The organism is Luethyella okanaganae, assembly GCF_042660285.1.
GTDB lineage: Bacteria > Actinomycetota > Actinomycetes > Actinomycetales > Microbacteriaceae > Luethyella > Luethyella okanaganae.
Genome location: NZ_JBHSTP010000001.1, coordinates 947662 through 969250 on the forward strand (window position 1 = coordinate 947662; position 21589 = coordinate 969250).

Here is a 21589-nt window from a genome sequence, read left to right on the forward strand (position 1 = left end):
TTACGGACTGCGCTCCAAGGCGGCTACGAGCGGAGTTGGTATGAAGACATCGAAGACCTCCGGAACCAGTTGCTCGTGTCGCGGCTACGGCAGTCAGGCTTGCGTCCGACGCCTTCTCGGCGCGGGCCGCATGAATCCCTCTCCATTGAGCTTTGTTAAAACGATATAGCGACCATAGCTTGCTAGACGGTTCTCCGAGCCGTCTAGCCTCGGGAGAAACCTGCTCGGCTTCAATCCCCACGGCCTGCCGGGAGCGCGCCGTTCCGCAAGAGGTCAGCCCAGGACGTTCTTCCTTCCATTCCCGAGGCTGACGGAATAGACGCGGAGTCCAGCAGAGAAGTCGGTGTGCTGGATACCTTGCGGCGGAGCCGAAGTCGTGAAGAGCGACAAAGAGGTTCCCCCGGTTGGGTGAGGCTCAGTGATTTCCTCATCGTGAATCCGGACGCTACCGACTGAGCCAAGTTGCTCGCCGTGCTCGCGTTCCTGCGGCGCTGAGCGGGCGCTGTGAAATGGGCGTTCGTTTTGTGAGGCGCCTTCTCGCCTCTCGCGCGGACGAGCACTATCCGTAGGTGAGACGCGCTTGCCGCATGAGAGGCTGCCGAGATTGCCGGTCTGCGCATCCGCGATGTGAACCTCACCGACGGCCATATCGAATTGCGCCATACGTCAAGAGCATTGATGGCGCCTGGATGCTGGGTACGCTAAGGTTCAGGCGGTCAACTCGGGACGTGCCCATCCTGCACAAGTGACTCATGGTGGCGCCGAAAAAGCACCTGCTGGCCCCACCCGCGCTCTGGTGACACAGAAGCACTGTTCTAGCTGGGTCGGACGCCGGTGACGCATGCGCTGAAGTCGCATTCAGAGTTGGGATCTTGATTCGATGCTCAGAACGAGAATAGGGTCGATGCCAATATTCGTTTGGGGGAACGACGTCATGTTTCGACGCTGCGCTCCATATTCAGGGAGATGACATGGCAAGAAAAATGAGCTATTTTTTTGCGGTTTCAGCTGCGGCAATACTCGTGTCCGGTTTAGGACTGACGCAAGCCGCTGCTGATACTCAGGAGCTTCCTTCCGAGTTCGTGACTGAGGTGACGACCGTGTGGAACGCGCATGGTGTCTCGGCCGCAACGCAGGAGTCCTTGCTGACAAAATTGAAGGCTGGTGAGCCCGTCGAAGCTATGGGCACAGGCGCCGCGCCCGTCTTTGTCGGAGAGAGCGAAGTAGAGGGGACCTTAGAGAAGGTCTCTACATATTCGGACGGATCGATAGCCGTCTTGACTCTGGAACGACCTGCAGTGCCTGAGTGGGGAGGAGACCGGACCCGAGGAGTTTCGGGTTGCTCGATGTCGGGTGCTGGTCGGATCCACACAAACTGCAAGGTCAGCGGATGGTTCACCGGCGTATCGCTTTCATTCCTCGCAGACTACAAGCTGGGCACGGTTGAGGACGCCCGGATCAACAACTACTGGGCGCCGACGGTGGGATGTGTATTCCCACTCACCTGCACGGGACCGACGCTTGAGGTTACACGTCTGGCTCAGATGGGCTCGCTTGCCGCGCGTGTCGGAGTTGTCGCATATTGGTCAGGCGCAGGATCAGGAACCACGCGTCTCTTCTTGGACGTGAGGGACTACTCCGCAACAACCAACTGAACTAGCGGCGATTGGTAGAAGTTCGCAGAGCCGATAGATGGGGTCTGGCGGTGAACTCACGCAGGCCACGCCGCTACGCGGAGGTTCTCTATGGGTCAACGCGGGACCTTGATTCGATGTTTGGAACCTGAATAGGATTGAGGCCGATATCTGTTTGGGGGGAGTGGCGTCGTGTCAGGTCGCCGCCATACATGTTTAGGGGTGGGAAACAATATGCCAGATTCGCCTTGGGTTCTTTTATTGTCGTTATTGTGGCCCGGTTGTTGCCAGGTGGGTTGATTCGAGGTCAGGGTAGTACAGCTGCTCGATCCCGCCCGGTGGAGAAGAGTGTCACCTCGATCTTCCAGAAGCTGCAGTTCGAGGACTCCGGATCCGATCACCGGCGTGTGCTCGCCGTGCTCGCGTTCCTGCAGTACCGAGCAAGCGCTGTGTGCGGGCGTTCGCCTTGTGAGCGCCTTATCGCCGCTCGTGCGGACGAGCGCTATCGGCACGTGAGACGCGCTTGGTCGCATGAAAAGGTTTCGGCCAGTGTCGACGCGCCCAGTGCTGACGCGCCCAGTGTTGATGCGGCCAGTGTCGACGCGTCCAGACGGGGAGGGGATGACGGGAATCGAACCCGCGTAATCAGTTTGGAAGACTGAGGCTCTACCATTGAGCTACATCCCCGCGCGCCCATTTTGGGCACTCGAATATCGTAGTACAGCTTCTCGGGTCGACCACGCATCCTGCGCCACGGCATCCTGAGCCGTGCAGTAGACTTGCCGAGGTCAATCCGTCAAACGCGCGTTCGCACGAGCGTCTGAGAGGATGATCTGACGGGTTGAGGCAGCGACTCGGGGCGTAGCTCAGCGTGGCTAGAGCGCCCGCTTTGGGAGCGGGAGGTCGCAGGTTCGAATCCTGTCGCCCCGACCATGTCGTCGTATGTCCGAGCAGAACTTTCACTTACAGGAGAATTCCCACAATGCCAACCACCACGGTTGAGAAGCTCAGCCCGACGCGTGCCAAACTCACCATCACGGTGACGCCGGAAGAGCTGAAGCCCAGCATCACTCACGCCTACGGCCACATCGCCGAGCAGGTCAACGTTCCTGGCTTCCGCAAGGGCAAGGTTCCGCCGCCCATCATCGACCAGCGGGTCGGCAAGGGCGCCGTGCTTGAGCACGCCGTGAACGAGGGCCTCGACAGCTTCTACCGTGCCGCCGTCGAAGAGCACGAGCTGCGTCCGCTCGGCCGTCCAGAGGCCGACATCGTCGAGTGGCCCAGCGACAAGGACTTCTCCGGCGACCTCCTGCTCGCCATCGAGGTCGACGTGCGCCCTGAGATCACCCTTCCCGCATACGAAGGCATCGCGCTCACCGTCGACGCCGTCGAGGTGACGGATGACGAGGTCGTCGAGGAGCTCGACCGCCTGCGCAGCCGCTTCGGCACCCTCATCTCCGTCGATCGCCCGGCCAAGTCCGGCGACTTCGTGACGATTGACCTGGTCGCGACGATCGGAGACTCCGAGGTCGACAACGCGAGTGGCATCTCCTACGAGGTCGGCTCCGGCGATCTGATCGAGGGCATCGACGAGGCTCTCGACTCGCTCAGCGCCGGTGAGACCACGAGCTTCGAGTCCAAGCTGCTGGGCGGTGACCACGAGGGCGAGACCGCCGAGATCACCGTGACCGTCACAGCCGTGAAGGAACGCGAGCTTCCTGCGGCCGACGATGACTTCGCGCAGATCGCGAGCGAGTTCGACACGATCGACGAGCTCAAGGCGAGTCTCACCGGCCAGGTCGAGCGTTCCAAGGCGTTCGGCCAGGGCGGCCAGGCCCGCGAACTGCTTATCGAGAAGCTCACCGAGCTTGTCGAAGTTCCCGTTCCCGCCGCTCTCATCGAAGACGAGGTGCTCCGCCACCTCGAGGGCGAAGACCGCCTCGAGGACGAGGAGCACCGCGCTGAGGTGACCGAGTCGAGCGAGAAGACCTTCCGCACTCAGCTGCTGCTCGACGCGATCGCCGAGGCCGAGAAGGTCACGGTCAGCCAGGATGAGCTCTCGCAGTACCTCGTCCAGGGTGCTGCGCAGTACGGCATGGACCCGAACGAGTTCGTCCAGGTGCTCAGCGGTAACGGCCAGATCCCCTCGATGGTCGGTGAGGTCGCCCGCAACAAGGCCCTCGCGATCGTGCTCGGCAAGGCTGTCGTGACCGATGCCAACGGCAAGAGGGTCGACCTCAGTGAGTTCACCGCCGTCGCAGGTGACGACACGGACGCCGCCGACGAGTCCGCCGCCGACGAGAACGATGAGGTCGTTGACGAGAAGCCCATGGCCAAGAAACCCGCCAAGAAGCCGGCAACGAAGAAGCCGGCCAAGAAGGCCGACGCCGAGTAGCGGTCGACGAGTCACGTTCGAGGGCCGGGTGCCGTGCGCCCGGCCCTCGATTCATCGGTACCACCACCGATCGAGGAGAACCGGATGCCCGGACAGAGCTGGCAAGAACGCGTCGACGCCGTCTGGGGCGACGACACCCTCGACGAGCTCGAGGTCGTGCGTCTGATCGACGTCCTCGTCGCCGAACGACCAGCGGATGACGCGATCGCCCTGTTCGAAGCGGCCGGAGCCCGCGACTCGGCCGGCTTCGAGGCGGAGGCCGAGCAACTCTACCGGCAGGCCCTGGACCTCGGCCTTCCGCCCGGGCAACGCTCGCGTGCCGTCATTCAACTCGCCAGCACCATCCGCAACCTCGGCAAGCTCGACGAGAGCATCGAGTTGCTGCGCCGGGAACGCGAGACCCACCCCGACGGCCAACTCGCCGACGCGACGTCCGCGTTTCTTGCGCTCGCCCTCGCCAGCCGTGGTGAGGCCATCGAGGGGCTATCGCTCGCGCTCACCACGCTCGCGGCGCACCTGCCGCGGTATCAGCGTTCCGTGCGCGGTTACGCGGCCGAGCTGCTCGATCCGCGACCCTGAGCCGGCGCTGGTCGTTCGACACCCGCTCTGCTCACGGCGAACAGGCCGGTTCGCGCGGGTCGGCTCAGATAGATTCGACATACTGCGACAACGGAAACGGAGCGACAACATGGCTGAACCACTGGTGGCCACCAGCGTTTTTGACAGACTGCTGAAAGACCGCATCATCTGGCTCGGTTCTGAGGTGCGAGACGACAACGCCAACGAGATCGCCGCCAAGCTGCTGCTACTGGCGGCCGAGGACTCCAAACGCGACATCTACCTCTATATCAACTCGCCCGGTGGCTCCATCACCGCTGGAATGGCGATCTACGACACGATGCAGTTCGTGCCGAACGACATCGTCACGGTCGGCATCGGCATGGCGGCCTCGATGGGTCAGCTCCTCCTCACCGCGGGCACCAAGGGCAAGCGCTACATCACTCCGAACGCTCGCGTGCTGCTGCACCAGCCCCACGGAGGCTTCGGCGGAACGGCGAGCGACATCCAGACCCAGGCGCAGCTCATTCTCGACATGAAGAAACGTCTCGCCGAGATTACGGCGGCGCAGACGGGCAAGACCGTCGAACAGATCAACGCCGACGGCGACCGCGACCGCTGGTTCAACGCCCAGGAAGCGCTCGAGTACGGCTTCGTCGACCACATCCGCGAGTCCGCGCTCGACGTCGCGGGCGGCGGCGGAACAGAAGCAGCCTGAGACCACCGACGAGAGACGAAGAGACGACTATGACTATCCCCAGCTTCGGCGGCACGGCGTTCTCGAACGTCGGGGCTCCCGGTTCCCGCTACATCCTGCCGAGCTTCGAGGAGCGCACGGCGTACGGCTACAAACGCCAGGACCCGTACGCCAAACTGTTCGAGGACCGTATCATCTTCCTCGGCGTGCAGGTCGACGATGCGTCGGCCGACGACATCATGGCTCAGCTGCTCGTGCTCGAGAGCATGGACCCGGATCGCGACATCGTCATGTACATCAACTCGCCCGGTGGCTCGTTCACAGCGATGACGGCGATCTACGACACCATGCAGTACATCCGCCCGCAGATCCAGACCGTCGTGCTCGGCCAGGCCGCCTCCGCCGCCGCCGTGCTCACCGCCGCTGGAACCCCTGGCAAGCGCCTCGCGTTGCCGAACGCACGCATCCTCATCCACCAGCCCGCCGTCGGCGAGGCCGGACGAGGCCAGGCATCGGACATCGAGATCCAGGCGAACGAGATCATGCGCATGCGCACATGGCTCGAGCAGACGCTCGCGAAGCACTCCAACCGAGACCAGGCCCAGGTGAACAAGGACATCGATCGAGACAAGATCCTCAGTGCGGACGAGGCTCTCGAATACGGCCTCATCGACCAGGTGCTCACCTCGCGCAAGAGCCTCCCGGCACTCACCAAGTAGCGGATCGCTCTCGACGAGCGGTGGCGAAGCGGCGGACACGGCGGACGGCTGGCTGACGGACAGTCGGCCCATCCGCCGCGTTCCGCGTATCCGCCGTCGGGCATCCGGGAGAGCTGCTTGGACGAGTTCGAGACCGTCGAGCATTGCCCGTTGTACCTCGATTCGCCCGGCCGCTATCTGCGTCATCTGTTCGACACAGATTGAGACGTGGGATACGCGATCTTGTCGGCCACACCGGCTAGGCTCGAACCAGGTGTTACCTACGAAGGAGGCTGACGGATGGCTCGGATAGGCGAAAGCGCCGATCTGCTCAAGTGCTCCTTCTGCGGCAAAAGCCAGAAGCAGGTGCAGCAGCTCATCGCGGGACCGGGCGTCTACATCTGTGACGAGTGCGTCGAGCTGTGCAACGAGATCATCGAGGAACGTCTCGCCGAAGCCGGCGAGGAAGAGACCGGCGAGTTCGAGTTGCCCAAGCCGAAGGAGATCTTCGCCTTCCTCGAGGAGTACGTCATCGGGCAGGAGGCGGCGAAGCGCGCCCTCGCCGTCGCCGTCTACAACCACTACAAGCGTGTACGCGCCCGCAACACCATCGGTCCGGCTGACGTGATCGACGATATCGAGATCGCCAAGTCGAACATCCTGCTCATCGGCCCGACCGGATGTGGCAAGACCTACCTCGCGCAGACCTTGGCCAAGCGCCTCAATGTGCCCTTCGCCGTCGCCGATGCCACCGCGCTGACCGAGGCCGGCTACGTCGGCGAAGACGTCGAGAACATCCTGCTCAAGCTCATCCAGGCCGCCGACTACGACGTCAAGCGTGCCGAGACCGGGATTATCTACATCGACGAGGTTGACAAGATCGCCCGCAAGGCCGAGAACCCGTCGATCACCCGTGACGTCTCGGGCGAGGGCGTTCAGCAGGCGCTGCTCAAGATACTCGAGGGCACGGTCGCATCGGTTCCGCCGCAGGGGGGCCGCAAGCATCCGCACCAGGAGTTCATCCAGATCGACACGACGAACGTGCTGTTCATTGTCGCCGGTGCGTTCGCGGGGCTTGAGGACATCATCTCATCGCGTGCGGGCAAGAAGGGGATCGGCTTCGGTGCTCCGCTGCACAGCAAGGGCGACGACGTCAACCTGTTCAGCGAGGTGCTTCCGGAGGACCTGCACAAGTTCGGCCTCATCCCAGAGTTCATCGGCCGTCTCCCCGTCGTGACGACCGTGACACCGCTCGACCAGGTGGCGCTCATGGAGATCCTCACTGAACCGAAGAACGCGCTCGTCAAGCAATACCAGCGCATGTTCGAGATCGACGGGGTCGAGCTCGAGTTCGACCGGGGCGCGCTCGAGTCGATCGCCGATCTTGCAGTGCTGCGTCAGACGGGCGCGCGCGGCCTGCGGGCGATCATGGAGGAGGTGCTCGGGCCTATCATGTTCGAGGTCCCCTCGAGCAACGAGGTCGCCCGGGTCGTCGTGACGCGCGAAGCCGTGCTCGACAACGCTGCTCCGACGATCGTCCCTCACAAGGCGCGTCGTGAGGAGAAGTCGGCTTAGGTCGGTTGGCCCGTCGGCATTCGGATGTCGGCCCGCGATCAGACGGTCGCTCGACTCGAGGAGCGCGCATGCGCAGCCCTCCGGTCCTTTTCCAGTGCCTGGCCGCGGCGTGCCCGCACGGCGCCGATCACGAGCTTCGCCATGAAGACGCGGATGGCGCGGTCCTCCGGATCCTGGCCGTTCGGCGAGAGGTAAGACATCGCGTCTTCTTTCTCGACGGTTTTCTCGACGGTGAGTGAGGGAGCGGTGTTCGAGAGTCGCTTGACGAGGCCCCACCGCTCGAACCGATGTCAACCGGTCTGCGATCCTCGCTCATCTGGGCGCGCACGGACCCGCTTCACGTGCGGACCTCGCACGGGCTCTCGACGTCTCGCCTGCACTGATGACCCAACTCACCAAGGATCTGCTTGCCGACGGCCTGTTGCAGGAGCTCGAACAGGCTCCGTCGCAGGGTGGGCGTCCGGCGCGCATGCTCGGTCTCGTGACCTCCGCCGGCCGGGCCGTCGGTGTCAAGGTCGTCGCAGACCACATCGCCTTCGTCGAGGTCGGCATCGACGGAACGGTCCTGCGTTCGGCGAGCGAGCCGTTCGATGCCGCGACGGCGACCGTGCTCACCGACCTCACCATGCTGCTCCGCCGCTTCATCGCGGGCGGCAGCGACGTCCCTTTGCTCGGTGTCGGTGTCGGCGTCCCGGGGAGCGTCGACCGGCAAGGCAACGGCCTTGTCGACTCGACCCAGCTCGGCTGGCAGCACGTTCCTCTCGGAGCCACGTTGCGCCGCGCGCTCGCCCTGCCCGTGCTCGTCGAGAACAATGTCAACGCCCTCGCCATGGCGGAACGGCTCTACGGGATCGGACGTCGCTACGACAACTTCCTCGTCGTCACCATCGGCACGGGTGTCGGCGCCGGCATCGTCGTCGACGGGGTCGTTCTCCGGGGGAACGCCGGAGGAGCCGGCGAGATCGGTCACATCCCTGTGGCGATGGACGGTCCCGCCTGCGGCTGCGGAAACCATGGCTGCCTCGAGGCGTTCATCGGCGAGGCGGCGCTCGTCGCCCAGGCGCGGGAACTCGGCGTCATCGGCGAACAAGCCGGCATGGCATCCTTGCGCGCCGAAGCGGATGCGGGAAATCCCCTCGCCGCCGATGTCTTCAGCTCAGCCGGCCATCTGTTCGGGCGGGCACTGGCCGGCATCGTGCACACCCTCGACCCGGAGACGGTCATCGTGCTCGGCGAGGGGACCGCGGCCTGGAAGCACTGGTCGTTCGGCTTCGAGCTGAGCCTGCGATCGTCGCTCATCCCCAGTCGTCGCGGTCTCGCGGTCGAGGTCGAGACCTGGCAGGACGAGAGCTGGGCTCAGGGAGCCGCCGCCCTCGTGCTCGCGACACCGTTCGATGCCGAGGGCATTGCCGGCGAGCAAGGCAGGCTCGTGCGTGAGCGCCTCGTGGAGCAGTCGGCGCCGCAGGAGCCGTCACGACCATGATGACGGTCCTCCCCGGCACCGCCCTCGCCGCCGAGGGTCTCGATGCGAAGGACGCCGCGATGCGGCCGTCTCTCCATACAAGCCGCCGTCCCGGTTCACGCGCACGACGCCTGGGCTACACGCTGACGGTGCTCGCCTTCCTGCTCCCGAGTGCCGTTCCACTCGTGCTCTTCGTGCTCGGCCCCATGGTCGCGGCGGCGTGGATCAGCATGACCGAGTGGAACCTGCTCGCACCGGCGAAGTGGGTCGGGCTCGGCAACTACGCCTCCCTGCTCGCCGACCCGCGGACCGCTGACGTGTTCCTCCACACCGTCTATTACATCGTCGGATACCTACCGCTCGTCTATGTCGGCGGCCTCGCGCTCGCACTCGCACTCAATGTTCCGCTCCTATGCCCGTCTTCGCGAGCGACTCGTGCCCTATCTTGTCGAGCAGGTGCGGCGCGCCGTCCAGTCGGGTGCGCCGCTCATGCGGGCGCTCTACTTCGACCACCCGCACGACGACGCCGTATGGGAACACCCGCTGCAGTGGCTGCTCGGGGATGACCTTCTCGTGGCTCCGGTTCTGGAGCCGGGACGGTCGAGGTGGCCTGTCTACCTGCCTGCCGGTAGCTGGGTGGACGTGTGGACGGGGGAGTCCTTCGACGGGGGAGCCGTCGTCGACGCCGCCGCGCCGCTCGAACGTATCCCTGTTTTCGCACGTTCCGTGGCCTGGGAGCGTCTCCGCGACGTCTGGGAGACGGAGAATTGACGGGGTCGGCATGGCCGACGGCAAAGTCATGGGGTGTGAGCGCACTCCGGCAGGCACACCCGTGAGCACGGTTTGATGGTCGAGCGATGTGTCGGGCTAAGCCAGATCGTCGTCCGTGCGGGCGCCGAAGACGATCTCGTCCCAGCTCGGCATGGACGCCCGTCCCTTCTTCGCGGCGCGTGCGGGAGGCGCGGCGGATGCCGCAGCGGAAGCGTTCTGGCTGCTGTTCCGGCCGCCCCACAAGCCCTTCGCCGGAGCCGGGGAAACCGGAGGAGACGTGATCGACGGAGCGACCGGCTCGATCGTGTCGTCGAAAGTGTCGAGAGGGACATCGCCTGTGCGGGCCGTCGGCTCTCGACGCGATGTGTCGTCGTCCTCGAACGAGGCTGTCTCTCGTTCCCCACGCCGGCGGCGCAGTGCGTCGAGCAGATCGGCGGTCTCGCTCGGGCTCTGCGGTGGCTCATCCGCCCGCTTGATCGCGGCGCGCGTGGCGGCAGGACTCGAGGTCGTCGTCACAGCGCGCCCGTATGGCACGGGCTCGAGGTGGGGAGCGGTGTCGTTCTCGTCGTCGAGGGAGTCTTTGAACGTGAACGCGCCGCTGTCGAAGCGGGACTCGTCGATCGATGCGACGTCGTTGCCGACGGCGCGCAGGCGCGGGATCAGAGAGCCTTTGATCTCGCCTCGCTGCGAGAGCGTCACAGCTTCGCTGTTGAGAGGCGAGAGGGTCTGCTTCTTCGGCTCGAAGCCCCAGCGCGCGTCGTGGTCGATCTCGTCGGCCGTGAAAGCGAGCTTGATGATCCACCCGCCGGCCGGATCCTTCCAACTCGCCCAGCGCTCGTCGAAGGCGCCGAGGGAGCCGAGGCGTCCGCGAATGACGTTTCCGAAGGTGGCCGCATCCGCGTCGGGCTCCGGATCGATGGCGGTGTGGACGGGAACGCTCAGGGCGGACGTGACCATGTGTTCGCGCTCGGCGATGACGGGACCCTCGAAGCGCTGGATGTACTCGAGCGATGCGCCCGTCACCGCTGCGACGTCGTCGGCAGACATGCCGGAGCGGATGTACGCCTGCACCTCGCGCGGCGAGAGCTTGGGGCCATTGGCCGGCTCGGGTTGCGCCTGACGGAGTCGAGACTGCAGCACCTCGTCGATGGCGATCCGGAAACGGTCGCCCTCGTCCGAGGCTGCGAGGAGTGCCCCGTTCTCGACTCCGATAACCTTCAATTCCTGCATCGCGGAAGCCCTTTCGCGCTCAGTGTCGTTGCCAGGATGTCACGGCCGAGCTGCTTTTCCCGGGAATAACGCAGGCGCGCCGCAAGTTATCACGCACGCCGGAAATACGGGCGAGCGGGATGGTTTGCTATTCACCGCGCTTTGATGCAAACTATGGCCGCCGATTTATGTTGTGACGGCGATTACGGAAGTGGATGGGGCATGGCAACGGATTACGACGCACCGCGAAAGACCGACGACGATTCTGATTCGATCGAGGCGCTTAAGGAGCGTGTACCCGACAAGATGTCCGGCGTCGTAGACGTCGACGACGCCGACAACCCTGGCGGGTTTGAGCTGCCGGGCGCAGACCTCTCGGATCTCGACCTCGATGTGGTCGTTCTGCCGCCGCAGGCGGACGAGTTCACCTGTGTGAGCTGCTTCCTCGTGAAGCACCGCTCTCAGATCGACCACGAGGAGAAGCTCGGGCCGATTTGTCTGGAGTGCGCGTCCTGACCGGGTGATCCGAGCGGGGGCTCGATTCGCCCCCGCCCCCTGGGCCGTCTCCTCTCTCTTCTCTCTGCGAGACTGCGTGAATCGTCGAATAGAACCGCTATTTCGACGATTCACGCAGTCTCGGGAGAGCAGCCGGGGGGAGAAGTTGGGGGGAGAAGTCGGGTGGGGGAAGTCAGGTGGGGGGACGCGATCCGTTGATCGCAGCGGCCAAGTCCTTCGGTCTCCTGCTCGAGATCAGCCAGTACGGGGTCGGATCGGACGGATCGCGGAGCGGTATTTTGACGACGGGGTGTACCCAGCCGCGGATGAGCAGCCACGCACGGACGTCGAGAGCCGTCCCACGCTGTTCAGTGGCACCAACGCCGGAGAACGGCACGGCCTCGCCGAGAAACTCGACGGCGATACGCGCCCGTCCGGCCCCGAGCGTCCCGTTGGAGACCTCGACGACGGGTGACGCGATCGTCAGCAGGGTGACGCATCCCGCATAGAGCGCGACGGCGGTCACGAAGCCGGCGACGAGTGAGATAGGCGCGAGCACGAGGACGCTGGCCGGCATGACGAGGGCCGTAACGATGAAGACCCACGGACTGGGCCAGAGTTTCTCGCGGTATGCAGGCATGTCCCTATTCGATCAGACTTCTGCACTACCCTCGACACGTGGCTGAAAGCGTCGAAGTATTGATCACTGCGTCCATCGTCCCCCGTTATGCGCATCCTGGCGATGCGGGTGCGGATCTGCATGCGGCCGAGGCCGTCGTGCTCGGCCCCGGGAAGCGTGCCACGGTCGGCACCGGCGTCTCGATCGCCCTTCCCGACGGCTACGCGGCCTTCGTCGTGCCGCGCAGCGGCCTCGCTTCGAAACACGGCATCACGATCGTGAACAGCCCGGGAACGGTCGACGCCGGTTACCGGGGCGAAATCAAGGTGGCTCTGCTCAACACCGACGGCAGCGCTGCATATTCCATCGCTGCAGGCGATCGCATAGCCCAGTTGATCGTGATGCCCGTGACCAGGGCCACCTTCATCGAGGTCGAGCGCCTCCCCGGGAGCGATCGCGGTGACGGTGGATTCGGCTCGACGGGATTCGGCGCCTCGAACGGCGCGAGCAATCGTTTCGACGGCAGCAAGACAGGAGAGCACTCGTGAGTGAATTCGAAGGCATCGGAGACGTTCCGGTTGAGCATCCCAAGTCTGCCCCGGAAGACCGGGCAATCGAAGGGCCACTCGACGACGGCGAAGCGAATCCGGTTCGCCCGTATGTCGACCTCGGCGGCGTCAAGATCCTCCCGAGGGAGGGACTCCACCTGCGGCTCGAGATCGAGGAGGAGAGCAAGCGCGTCGTCGCCATCGGCCTCGACTACGTGAACTCAACCCTCCAGGTACAGCCGTTCGCGGCACCCCGCTCGAGCGGCCTCTGGCACGAGATCCGCGAGCAGATCGCGGAGCAGATCGCCCGTCAGGGCGGCACGACGACCTTGCGCGAGGGATCCTTCGGTCCGGAGCTGCTCGCGCAGATCCCCGTCGCCGCAGCCTCGGGCACGGCCGGGAGCACCCGTCTGGCCCGATTCATCGGCGTCGACGGGCCGCGTTGGTTCCTCCGCGGTGTCATCGCCGGAGAAGCGGCCGTCAATCCGGATGCGGCCGCAGCGGTCGAAGACCTCTTCCGCAGCATCGTCGTCGTGCGCGGCACGACGCCCATGCCGCCTCGCGATCTCATTCCGCTGCGGATGCCGCCCGCCCCTGCCAGCGGCGACCAGCCCGTCGTCGTCTGATGGTAGAGGTCCCCTCGATGAGCGATCACGACGAGTCCGGCGCACCCGCCGGCTACCGGGCGAGCCCCGATGGTCCTGGGCTGCCTGATGCGAACTCCGCGAACCCCGCGACTCTCGCCGGGGGCATGGCTGCCGCCGCGCGCAAGGCGGGCCTCGGCGCAGCCGCAGACGGCGAGCCGCTGACCGGTGTCGCGCTGCTCGCGGCGATGGGCGGCGTGCGCGGCATCGTCGAGGCGATCCTGCCCGGGCTGCTCTTCCTGCTCGCATTCACCTTCACCCGGAACCTCGTCGTCTCGCTCATCGCCCCCGTCGTCATAGGCGTGGTGTTGGCCGGTCTCCGTCTCGCTCAGAAGCAGCCGCTGACTCAGGCGGTCGGCGGCCTTGTCGGCATCGCGGTGTGTGCGGTGCTCTCGCTGCTCTCGGGGAAAGCCGAGGACTACTATGTTCCGGGCTTCTGGACCAACGCCGGCTATCTCGTCGCCCTCGTGATCTCGGTGCTCGTCGGCTGGCCCCTCGTCGGTCTCGCCGTCGGCTTCCTCATGGGCGACGGCCTCGCCTGGCGTAAGGACCGTGCCAAAAGGCGGGCGATGCAGCTTCTCACCCTCTGCTGGGCGGGACTCTTCGCCCTGCGTCTCCTCGTTCAGCTACCGCTGTACTTCGCGGGCGACGTCGACGCTCTCGGAGCGACTCGACTCCTCATGGGTGTGCCCCTCTACGGCATCCTGTTGATCGTGTCGTGGTTGTTCGTGCGGTCGTTCTATCACAAGCTCACCCCTCAGGAGCCCGGAGAGTCCTGATCATGACGGTCGTCGACGTGGTTGCGGGGCTCACCACAGAGGATGTCGCACGACGGCTTGCCGCCGGCCAGGGAAACAGGGCTAACCAGCCGACCTCCCGCTCGGTGTGGGACATCATGCGTGAGAACGTCTTCACGCTTTTCAACGCCATCCTCACCGCGTGCTTCATCGCCGTGCTCGTTCTCGGCGATCTGCGCGACGGCCTGTTCTACGGCGTCGTCGTGGCGAACGCGCTCATCGGCATCGTCCAGGAGCTGCGAGCCAAGTTCGTGCTCGACCGGCTGGCTCTTCTGGCCTCGCCCGAGGTGGCGGTCAAGCGCGACGGGGCAGTGCTGACGATCCCGCTCGATCGGGTGGTCATCGACGATCTCCTCGTGTTGCGCCCTGGCGACCAGCTCCCGGCCGACGCCGTCGTCTTTCGGAGCACGGGACTCCTCGTCGACGAGTCCCTGCTCACGGGGGAGTCCGAACCCGTTGCCAAGAACGTCAAAGCCCCCCTGCTTTCCGGGTCGCATGTCGTCGGCGGAACCGGCTACGGTGTCGTGACGGCCGTCGGAGCGAACTCCTACGCCAACAAGCTCACCTCCGAGATCAAGCGACACTCGCTCGTGCACTCCGAGCTCCGGGCGGCGACGAACCGCATCCTCGTCTGGCTGAGCTGGATTCTCGGACCCGTCATCGTGATCACTCTGATCGGTCGTGTCGTCGCCTACGGCGGAATCCACGTGATCAACGATTTCGGCGACGGCATGTGGCGGCGTGCTCTGCTCGACTCGGTCGCGAGCGTCGTCGGGATGATCCCGGAGGGCCTGGTGCTCCTCATCAGCCTTGCTTTCGGGGTCGCAGCGATCCAGCTGGCGCGGCACAAAGTGCTCGTGCAGGAACTCGCCGCCGTCGAGGTGCTCGCCCGCGTCGACGTACTCTGCCTCGACAAGACGGGCACGCTCACGAGCGGGGAGCTCGACTTCGACCGACTCGAACAGCTTGCACCGCATCTCTCCGCCCAGAGCGAGGTCGCCCTGGCCGCGTTCGGTGCGGATGACGCGGCCAATGCGACTGCTCGGGTGCTCGCCGCGCATTTCGGCGCCGCATCCGACGAGAATCGCGCCGCCCGCGTCGCCGCCCGGTTGCCGTTCAGCTCGACGACGAAGTACAGCGGGGTACAGCTCGAAGACGACGACGGGATCACGGCGTGGCTGTTCGGTGCGCCAGAGCGGCTGCTCGGACGACATCCGGTGGCTCTGGAATCCGCGACGGCGATCGCGGCGGAGGGCCGGCGTACCCTCGCGCTCGTTCGAATGGACGGTCCGCTCCCCGCGATCCCGCCGGACAACCCGTCCCGGCTCGACACTCAGCCGGCCGCCCTCGTGGTCTTCCGCGAGGAGATCCGTGAGGACGCCCAGGACACGCTGCGTTATTTCGCCGAGCAGGGCGTGCGCGTCATAGTGATGTCCGGCGACAACCCGGTGACTGTCTCGGCCCTCGGACGCCACCTCGGCCTTGACGAGTCGGCCGTCGACGCCTCGGCACTCTCCGATGACGACGCCCTCGAGGAGGCCCTCGCCCACGCGAGCGTCCTCGGCCGTGTGAGTCCCGATCAGAAGCGCCGGGCCGTAGCGATCCTGCAGGCGCAGGGCCGTACAGTCGCTATGACCGGCGACGGGGTCAACGACGCGATGGCGATCAAGGACGCCGATCTCGGGATCGCGATGGGAACCGCGACGCCAGCGACGAAAGCGGTCTCGCGCATCGTGCTGCTCGACAATCGTTTCGACAGGCTTCCCGATGTGCTCGGACTCGGCCGTCGGGTCATCGCCAACGTCGAGCGTGTCGCGAACCTCTTCCTCTCGAAGACGGTCTACGGCATCGTGCTCGCCCTCGCCGCGACGGCCCTCGTCGTTCCGTTCCCGTTCCTACCGAGACAGCTCACGCTCGTGTCGACGCTCGCAATCGGCATCCCTTCGTTCTTTCTGGCACTTGCACCGAACCGGCGCATCTACACGCCCGGGGTGCTGCGCCGCATCGTCTCCTACGCGATCCCGACGGGCGTCATCGCCGCAGCGACATGTGTCGTCACGTACCTTCCCATACGGGGGATGGTTCCTCTCGGCCAGGCGCGCAGCGTCACGACCGTCGCACTCTTCATCGTGTCGCTCTGGATCCTCTGCGTGCTCGCCCGCCCTCTGAGCGGCCCTCGCCTTGCTCTTGTGCTGAGCGTCGCGGTTGCGATGCTGCTGGCCTGCACCGTCCCGTTTTCGCGAGCGTTCTTCGCGCTCGAGCTGGAGCTGGATCCTGCGCTGCTATGGGGACTCGGTGTCGGGCTTCTCGGCGCAGGCTGCATCGAGGTCATGTATCGGTTCGCGAAGCATCGCGCCCTCGTGTTCGACCGCATGTGACCAGGCCTGCCGGATGGCGAGGGCCGGATCGTTCGCTGTGCTAAAGTTATCTCGACATCAAGATAAATATCGACACCGGACGCGGCTGCCATGCGACGGGCGACTTAGGCTAACCTTGCTGGCAGGACGCTCGGTCTGGCCACAAGGATTGATGATTGCCGCCGTGAATCCGGCGGTGTCCAGCAAAGGAGAGGGCTACGTGTCTGCAGTGAACAGCTTTGGAGCAAAGGACACCCTCCGGATCGGCGAGACGGACTACGAGATCTTTCGTGTCGACGCGGTCGCCGGCTACGAGAAGCTCCCCTTCAGCCTCAAGGTGCTGCTGGAGAATCTGCTCCGCACCGAGGATGGCGCCAACATCACCGACGCCCACATCCGTGCACTCGGCTCGTGGGACCCCACCGCAGAGCCCGACACCGAGATCCAGTTCACGCCGGCTCGCGTGGTCATGCAGGACTTCACCGGCGTCCCCTGCATCGTCGACCTGGCAACCATGCGCGAGGCAGTGTCGTCGCTCGGCGGCGACCCTAACAAGATCAACCCCCTCGCTCCGGCTGAGATGGTCATCGACCACTCCGTTATCGCCGACCTCTTCGGCACCGAGAACGCCCTCGAGCGCAACGTCGAGATCGAATACGAGCGCAACGGCGAGCGCTACCAGTTCTTGCGCTGGGGGCAGACCGCCTTCGAGGACTTCAAGGTCGTGCCCCCGGGGACCGGTATCGTCCATCAGGTCAACATCGAGCACCTCGCGAAGGTCACCTTCACGCGCACTGTACGCGATTCAGAAGGTGGAGAAGTGCTCCGCGCCTACCCCGACACCTGTGTCGGCACCGATTCGCACACGACCATGGTCAACGGTCTCGGCGTGCTTGGCTGGGGCGTCGGCGGGATCGAGGCCGAGGCGGCCATGCTCGGCCAACCCGTCTCCATGCTCATCCCCAAGGTCGTCGGCTTCAAGCTCTCCGGTTCGATCCCCGCCGGCGTGACCGCGACGGATGTGGTCCTCACGATCACCGACATGCTGCGCAAGCACGGTGTGGTCGGCAAGTTCGTCGAGTTCTACGGCTCCGGCGTGGCGTCCGTGCCCCTCGCCAACCGTGCCACCATCGGCAACATGAGTCCAGAGTTCGGCTCGACCGCCGCCATGTTCCCGATCGATGACGTCACGCTCGACTATCTGCGCCTCACCGGCCGCAGCGAGGAACAGATCGCTCTCGTCGAGGCCTACTCGAGGTTGCAGACGCTCTGGCACGACCCGGAGAGCGAGCCGGTCTTCAGCGAGTACATGGAGCTCGACCTCGGCACCGTCGTGCCCTCGATCGCCGGCCCGAAGCGCCCGCAAGACCGCATCGAGCTGAGCGTGGCGAAATCCACCTTCGAGAAGGACTTGCTCAACTACGCGGAGGTCGACCACGACTTGGTAGACCTCGAGACCGCTGAATCGTTCCCGGCCTCCGACCCGCCCGGAAACTCGCCGGAGGACGAGCACAGTCACCACGCGCACCACCATCACAGCCACGTTCCGGCCACCGCGTCGAACCCGACGCCCGTGAGCCTGGCCGATGGCCAGACGTTCACGCTCAACCACGGTGCCGTCGCCATCGCAGCGATCACTTCGTGCACCAACACCTCGAACCCCTCCGTCATGCTCGCCGCCGGTCTGCTGGCACGGAACGCGGCCAAGAAGGGCCTCAAGGTCAAGCCGTGGGTCAAGACCACACTCGCGCCGGGCTCCAAGGTCGTCACCGACTACTACGAGAAGGCCGGCCTCACTCCGTATCTCGAAGACCTCGGCTTCTACACGGTCGGCTACGGGTGCACCACGTGCATCGGCAACTCGGGCCCGCTGATCGAGGAGATCTCCGCGGCCGTCAACGAGAAGGATCTCGCGGTCACCGCCGTGCTCTCCGGAAACCGCAACTTCGAGGGTCGCATCAATCCCGACGTGAAGATGAACTACCTCGCGAGCCCACCGCTCGTGATCGCCTACGCCCTCGCCGGGTCGATGAACTTCGACTTCGAGACCGATGCGCTCGGCACGGACACCGAAGGCAACGACGTCTTCCTCAGAGATATCTGGCCAGACACGGCCGAGGTGCAGTCCACGATCGACACCTCGATCAACAAGGACATGTTCACGCACCAGTACGCGAGCGTGTTCGAAGGCGACGAGCGCTGGCGCTCGCTGCAGACGCCCGAAGGCTCCATCTTCGAATGGGACGATGCGTCCACCTACGTGCGAAAGCCTCCGTACTTCGACGGTATGACCATGGAGACCACTCCGGTCACCGACATCGTCGGCGCCCGGGTGCTCGCGACGCTCGGCGACTCGGTCACGACCGACCACATCAGCCCGGCCGGCAACATCAAGGCGGACAGCCCAGCCGGTCAGTACCTCGAATCGCACGGCGTCGGGCGCAAGGACTTCAACTCCTACGGCTCCCGCCGCGGCAACCACGAGGTCATGATCCGTGGAACCTTCGCGAACATCCGTCTGAAGAACCAGCTTCTCGGAGGGTTCAACAACGGCAATGGCGTCGAGGGAGGCTATACGCGTGACTTTACGCAGGCAGACGCTCCGCAGTCGTTCATCTATGACGCCAGCCAGCACTACCAGGCAGCCGGCACCCCGCTCGTCATCTTCGGCGGCAAGGAGTACGGCTCCGGTTCGTCCCGCGACTGGGCCGCGAAAGGCACGAGCCTCCTCGGTGTCAAGGCCGTCATCACCGAGAGCTTCGAGCGCATCCATCGCTCCAATCTCATTGGCATGGGAGTCGTCCCGCTGCAGTTCCCGGCCGGCGAGAGCTGGGCGTCACTCGGCCTCGACGGCACCGAGATCGTCTCGATCTCCGGTATCGAGAAGCTGAACGAGGGCGTCACGCCCAAGACCGTGCGCGTCACCGCCCTCCCGAGCGAGCACTCGCCCGCAGGCAGGCAGACGATCGAGTTCGACGCGGTCGTGCGTATCGACACGCCGGGTGAAGCGGACTACTACCGCAACGGCGGCATTCTGCAGTACGTGCTGCGTTCGCTCGTCGCCTAACGCGCGGGCTTCGACGGAGAGCGACCGGCTCGGGCGGTCGCTCTCAGTCATGAGCGCGTAAACTCATTGGAAGCCGCCGGAGTACGACGGTGACCACAGGAAAGGCGGTCGGGAATGACCCTTCTTGAGACGATCAGGGGTCCGCGAGACCTCGACTCTCTCTCGAAGGAACAGCTCGTGCAACTGGCCGCCGAGATTCGCGAGTTCCTCGTGACCGAGGTCTCGAAGACCGGCGGACACCTCGGACCGAACCTCGGTGTCGTCGAGATGACGATCGCCATGCACCGCGTCTTCGAGTCGCCGCGCGACGCGATGATCTTCGACACCGGGCACCAGTCCTATGTGCACAAACTGCTCACGGGGCGCCAGAACTTCTCAACGCTGCGTCAGCAGCACGGCCTGGCTGGCTATCCGCAGCGATCCGAGTCGGAGCATGACATCGTCGAGAGCTCGCACGCCTCGAGCTCGCTTTCGTGGGCCGACGGTATCTCTCGCGCCTTCGCGATGACCGGCCAGGGGGACCGGCATGTCGTCGCGGTCGTCGGCGACGGCGCCCTCACGGGTGGGATGACGTGGGAGGCGCTCAACAACATCAGCGACGACAACACCCGCCGCCTCATCATCATCGTCAACGACAATGGCCGCTCTTACGCGCCGACGATCGGCGGCATGGCGCGCTTTCTCAACACGATGCGCACGCGTCGTAGCTATCGCAGCCTGTATTTGAGCAGCCGCAGGGCGTTCGACCGGCTTGGTGCGCCCGGCCGAGCGGTCTACCGGGGCATCCGCGGCGGCATGCACGGTTTTCTCAGCCGTTTCTCGAACAATGAGGCGCTCTACTCGAACCTCGACATCAAGTACATCGGCCCCGTTCAGGGACACGACGTGGCGGCGATGGAGGAGGCGCTGCGGCAGGCGAAGGGCTACGGCGCCCCCGTGATCGTGCACACGATCACGGAGAAGGGCCGCGGTTACGAGCCCGCCCTCAAGGATTATGCCGATCAGTTCCATGCCGTGGGTCAGATCGACCCAGAGACCGGCGAGTCGCTGGAGTCGTCCACGGCCGCGTCGTGGACCTCGGTCTTCGCCGACGAGATGGTAACCCTCGCGACCCAGAACGAACGTCTCGTCGGAATCACGGCGGCGATGCTCCGCCCGACCGGCCTGCACCGCATGGCCGAGCGCTTTCCAGACCGGGTGCACGACGTCGGCATCGCCGAGCAGCACGCCGTGACCTCCGCGGCCGGTCTGGCCTTCGGCGGGCTGCACCCCGTCGTCGCCATCTACGCGACCTTCATGAACAGGGCCTTCGACCAGGTGCTCATGGATGTCGCACTCCACAAGGCTGGTGTCACCTTCGTGCTCGACCGGGCCGGAGTGACGGGACCGGACGGTCCCAGCCACCACGGCATGTGGGATCTCGCGATTCTGCAGGTCGTTCCCGGCATCCGGCTCGCTGCCCCGCGGGATGCCACCCGGCTGCGGGAGGAACTCGCCGAGGCCGTCGTCGTCGAAGACGGGCCGACCGTGCTGCGCTTTCCCAAAGGTGGTGTCGGTGTCGAGTTCGACGCGGTGCGCCGCACGGGCGACGGTGTCGACGTGCTGTGCGAGTCGGGCAAGGACGTGCTTCTCGTCGCGGTCGGATCGATGGCCGGTCTCGCACTCGACGTTGCCGACCGTCTGTCCGCGCAGGGTATCGGAGCCACTGTCGTCGACCCGCGCTGGGTGGTGCCCGTGCCGAAGAGCATCATCGAGCTCGCCTCGGAGCACCGCATCGTCGTGAGCATCGAGGACGGTATCCGCGTCGGCGGAATAGGGACCCGTATCCGGCAGGATCTGCGTGAGGCGGGCGTCGACACCGCCGTGACGGAACTCGGACTGCCCGACGAGTTTCTCGACCACGCCTCCCGCAGCCAGATCCTCGAACGGGTCGGCCTCACGCCGCAGCAGGTCGCCCTCGACGTGACCGCCATGATCTCGGGCAGCAAGCTCCCGCATGCGCGCCCGTTGCCCGAAGACGCCGCCGTTTGACGTAGAGCGCGCCCGCGCTAAAGATCTCCCTC

19 protein-coding genes, 2 tRNA genes and 1 pseudogene are annotated in these 21589 nt (G+C 65.2%); 17 read left to right on the forward strand and 5 right to left on the reverse strand.

Translation table 11 applies throughout. From position 1 onward, the window contains the following. The first annotated feature begins 971 nt into the window (after window positions 1-971). Window positions 972-1655 carry a hypothetical protein gene (locus ACFQB0_RS04435; protein ID WP_386728071.1) on the forward strand — a complete coding sequence of 228 codons (684 nt, stop codon included), beginning with the start codon at window positions 972-974 and terminating at the stop codon, window positions 1653-1655. Between the two features lie 317 nt (window positions 1656-1972). After that, window positions 1973-2068 (forward strand): annotated as a pseudogene (locus ACFQB0_RS04440) (DNA-binding response regulator); the annotation flags it as partial. A gap of 182 nt (window positions 2069-2250) precedes the next feature. Here the strand turns inward: ACFQB0_RS04440 and ACFQB0_RS04445 are convergent. Then, window positions 2251-2321, reverse strand: a tRNA-Gly gene (locus ACFQB0_RS04445). A 168-nt stretch (window positions 2322-2489) separates the two neighbouring features. Here ACFQB0_RS04445 and ACFQB0_RS04450 point away from each other — a divergent pair. From ACFQB0_RS04450 to clpX, 6 genes are all read left to right on the forward strand, one after another. Further along, window positions 2490-2567, forward strand: a tRNA-Pro gene (locus tag ACFQB0_RS04450). Window positions 2568-2616: 49 nt separating this feature from the next. After that, on the forward strand, window positions 2617-4029 hold the full coding sequence (tig, locus tag ACFQB0_RS04455; protein WP_386728074.1) for a trigger factor: 1413 nt from the start codon (window positions 2617-2619) through the stop codon (window positions 4027-4029). Window positions 4030-4113: 84 nt separating this feature from the next. After that, window positions 4114-4608 (forward strand): tetratricopeptide repeat protein, encoded by a 495-nt coding sequence (locus tag ACFQB0_RS04460; protein ID WP_386728076.1) that lies wholly within the window; start codon window positions 4114-4116, stop codon window positions 4606-4608. 109 nt (window positions 4609-4717) lie between these two features. Continuing rightward, on the forward strand, window positions 4718-5305 hold the full coding sequence (locus ACFQB0_RS04465; protein WP_386728079.1) for an ATP-dependent Clp protease proteolytic subunit: 588 nt from the start codon (window positions 4718-4720) through the stop codon (window positions 5303-5305). A 29-nt stretch (window positions 5306-5334) separates the two neighbouring features. Further along, window positions 5335-6003 (forward strand): ATP-dependent Clp protease proteolytic subunit, encoded by a 669-nt coding sequence (locus ACFQB0_RS04470; protein ID WP_386728081.1) that lies wholly within the window; start codon window positions 5335-5337, stop codon window positions 6001-6003. A gap of 279 nt (window positions 6004-6282) precedes the next feature. Next, entirely contained in the window at window positions 6283-7557 is a 1275-nt protein-coding gene (gene clpX, locus ACFQB0_RS04475) for an ATP-dependent Clp protease ATP-binding subunit ClpX (RefSeq protein WP_386728084.1), read from the forward strand. A 38-nt stretch (window positions 7558-7595) separates the two neighbouring features. On the opposite strand, the gene ACFQB0_RS04480 is transcribed toward clpX, so the two are convergent. After that, the gene (locus ACFQB0_RS04480; RefSeq protein WP_386728087.1) at window positions 7596-7757 is read right to left on the reverse strand and encodes a hypothetical protein; all 162 of its coding nucleotides are present in this window, start codon (window positions 7755-7757) and stop codon (window positions 7596-7598) included. 182 nt (window positions 7758-7939) lie between these two features. Between ACFQB0_RS04480 and ACFQB0_RS04485 the strand changes: the two genes are divergently transcribed. Continuing rightward, window positions 7940-9040, forward strand: coding sequence for an ROK family protein (locus ACFQB0_RS04485; RefSeq protein ID WP_386728090.1), 1101 nt, complete (start codon window positions 7940-7942; stop codon window positions 9038-9040). Window positions 9041-9155: 115 nt separating this feature from the next. Here ACFQB0_RS04485 and ACFQB0_RS04490 read toward each other — a convergent pair whose 3' ends face one another. Beyond that, the gene (locus ACFQB0_RS04490) at window positions 9156-9299 is read right to left on the reverse strand and encodes a hypothetical protein (RefSeq protein ID WP_386728093.1); all 144 of its coding nucleotides are present in this window, start codon (window positions 9297-9299) and stop codon (window positions 9156-9158) included. Window positions 9300-9418: 119 nt separating this feature from the next. Between ACFQB0_RS04490 and ACFQB0_RS04495 the strand changes: the two genes are divergently transcribed. Then, complete coding sequence (locus ACFQB0_RS04495) at window positions 9419-9790, forward strand: hypothetical protein (RefSeq protein ID WP_386728096.1); 372 nt, start codon at window positions 9419-9421, stop codon at window positions 9788-9790. A 96-nt stretch (window positions 9791-9886) separates the two neighbouring features. Here the strand turns inward: ACFQB0_RS04495 and sepH are convergent, their stop codons facing one another. After that, the gene (gene sepH, locus ACFQB0_RS04500; protein ID WP_386728099.1) at window positions 9887-11020 is read right to left on the reverse strand and encodes a septation protein SepH; all 1134 of its coding nucleotides are present in this window, start codon (window positions 11018-11020) and stop codon (window positions 9887-9889) included. Between the two features lie 201 nt (window positions 11021-11221). On the opposite strand from sepH, the gene ACFQB0_RS04505 reads away from it, so the two are divergent. Beyond that, a complete protein-coding gene (locus ACFQB0_RS04505) occupies window positions 11222-11515 on the forward strand; it encodes a DUF4193 domain-containing protein (RefSeq protein ID WP_386729648.1) in 294 nt (97 codons plus the stop codon). A gap of 172 nt (window positions 11516-11687) precedes the next feature. Here the strand turns inward: ACFQB0_RS04505 and ACFQB0_RS04510 are convergent, their stop codons facing one another. Then, window positions 11688-12134: a DUF3093 domain-containing protein gene (locus tag ACFQB0_RS04510; protein WP_386728102.1), complete on the reverse strand. Its 447-nt coding sequence runs from the start codon at window positions 12132-12134 to the stop codon at window positions 11688-11690. Between the two features lie 38 nt (window positions 12135-12172). On the opposite strand from ACFQB0_RS04510, the gene dut reads away from it, so the two are divergent. From dut to dxs, 6 genes are all read left to right on the forward strand, one after another. Beyond that, window positions 12173-12661 carry a dUTP diphosphatase gene (gene dut, locus ACFQB0_RS04515; protein ID WP_386728104.1) on the forward strand — a complete coding sequence of 163 codons (489 nt, stop codon included), beginning with the start codon at window positions 12173-12175 and terminating at the stop codon, window positions 12659-12661. After that, the gene (locus tag ACFQB0_RS04520) at window positions 12658-13287 is read left to right on the forward strand and encodes a DUF3710 domain-containing protein (protein ID WP_386728106.1); all 630 of its coding nucleotides are present in this window, start codon (window positions 12658-12660) and stop codon (window positions 13285-13287) included. Before dut ends, ACFQB0_RS04520 begins: the two co-directional genes overlap by 4 nt. A 17-nt stretch (window positions 13288-13304) precedes the next feature. Then, the gene (locus tag ACFQB0_RS04525; RefSeq protein ID WP_386728109.1) at window positions 13305-14084 is read left to right on the forward strand and encodes a DUF3159 domain-containing protein; all 780 of its coding nucleotides are present in this window, start codon (window positions 13305-13307) and stop codon (window positions 14082-14084) included. 2 nt (window positions 14085-14086) lie between these two features. Further along, entirely contained in the window at window positions 14087-16480 is a 2394-nt protein-coding gene (locus ACFQB0_RS04530) for an HAD-IC family P-type ATPase (protein ID WP_386728111.1), read from the forward strand. A gap of 199 nt (window positions 16481-16679) precedes the next feature. Further along, entirely contained in the window at window positions 16680-19526 is a 2847-nt protein-coding gene (acnA, locus tag ACFQB0_RS04535; RefSeq protein WP_386729651.1) for an aconitate hydratase AcnA, read from the forward strand. Between the two features lie 114 nt (window positions 19527-19640). Beyond that, the gene (dxs, locus tag ACFQB0_RS04540; RefSeq protein WP_386728114.1) at window positions 19641-21557 is read left to right on the forward strand and encodes a 1-deoxy-D-xylulose-5-phosphate synthase; all 1917 of its coding nucleotides are present in this window, start codon (window positions 19641-19643) and stop codon (window positions 21555-21557) included. The last annotated feature ends 32 nt before the right edge of the window (window positions 21558-21589 follow it).

What these genes read in the sequence shown, in the direction of transcription:
- dxs (WP_386728114.1), top strand. Translation starts at nt 19,641, where the DNA reads ATGACCCTTCTTGAGACGATCAGGGGTCCGCGAGACCTCGACTCTCTC.
- ACFQB0_RS04465 (WP_386728079.1), top strand. Translation starts at nt 4,718, where the DNA reads ATGGCTGAACCACTGGTGGCCACCAGCGTTTTTGACAGACTGCTGAAA.
- ACFQB0_RS04530 (WP_386728111.1), top strand. Translation starts at nt 14,087, where the DNA reads ATGACGGTCGTCGACGTGGTTGCGGGGCTCACCACAGAGGATGTCGCA.
- ACFQB0_RS04470 (WP_386728081.1), top strand. Translation starts at nt 5,335, where the DNA reads ATGACTATCCCCAGCTTCGGCGGCACGGCGTTCTCGAACGTCGGGGCT.
- ACFQB0_RS04495 (WP_386728096.1), top strand. Translation starts at nt 9,419, where the DNA reads ATGTTCCGCTCCTATGCCCGTCTTCGCGAGCGACTCGTGCCCTATCTT.
- ACFQB0_RS04485 (WP_386728090.1), top strand. Translation starts at nt 7,940, where the DNA reads ATGACCCAACTCACCAAGGATCTGCTTGCCGACGGCCTGTTGCAGGAG.
- ACFQB0_RS04510 (WP_386728102.1), bottom strand. Translation starts at nt 12,134, where the DNA reads ATGCCTGCATACCGCGAGAAACTCTGGCCCAGTCCGTGGGTCTTCATC.
- tig (WP_386728074.1), top strand. Translation starts at nt 2,617, where the DNA reads ATGCCAACCACCACGGTTGAGAAGCTCAGCCCGACGCGTGCCAAACTC.
- ACFQB0_RS04460 (WP_386728076.1), top strand. Translation starts at nt 4,114, where the DNA reads ATGCCCGGACAGAGCTGGCAAGAACGCGTCGACGCCGTCTGGGGCGAC.
- ACFQB0_RS04525 (WP_386728109.1), top strand. Translation starts at nt 13,305, where the DNA reads ATGAGCGATCACGACGAGTCCGGCGCACCCGCCGGCTACCGGGCGAGC.
- ACFQB0_RS04480 (WP_386728087.1), bottom strand. Translation starts at nt 7,757, where the DNA reads ATGTCTTACCTCTCGCCGAACGGCCAGGATCCGGAGGACCGCGCCATC.
- sepH (WP_386728099.1), bottom strand. Translation starts at nt 11,020, where the DNA reads ATGCAGGAATTGAAGGTTATCGGAGTCGAGAACGGGGCACTCCTCGCA.
- ACFQB0_RS04505 (WP_386729648.1), top strand. Translation starts at nt 11,222, where the DNA reads ATGGCAACGGATTACGACGCACCGCGAAAGACCGACGACGATTCTGAT.
- ACFQB0_RS04435 (WP_386728071.1), top strand. Translation starts at nt 972, where the DNA reads ATGGCAAGAAAAATGAGCTATTTTTTTGCGGTTTCAGCTGCGGCAATA.
- clpX (WP_386728084.1), top strand. Translation starts at nt 6,283, where the DNA reads ATGGCTCGGATAGGCGAAAGCGCCGATCTGCTCAAGTGCTCCTTCTGC.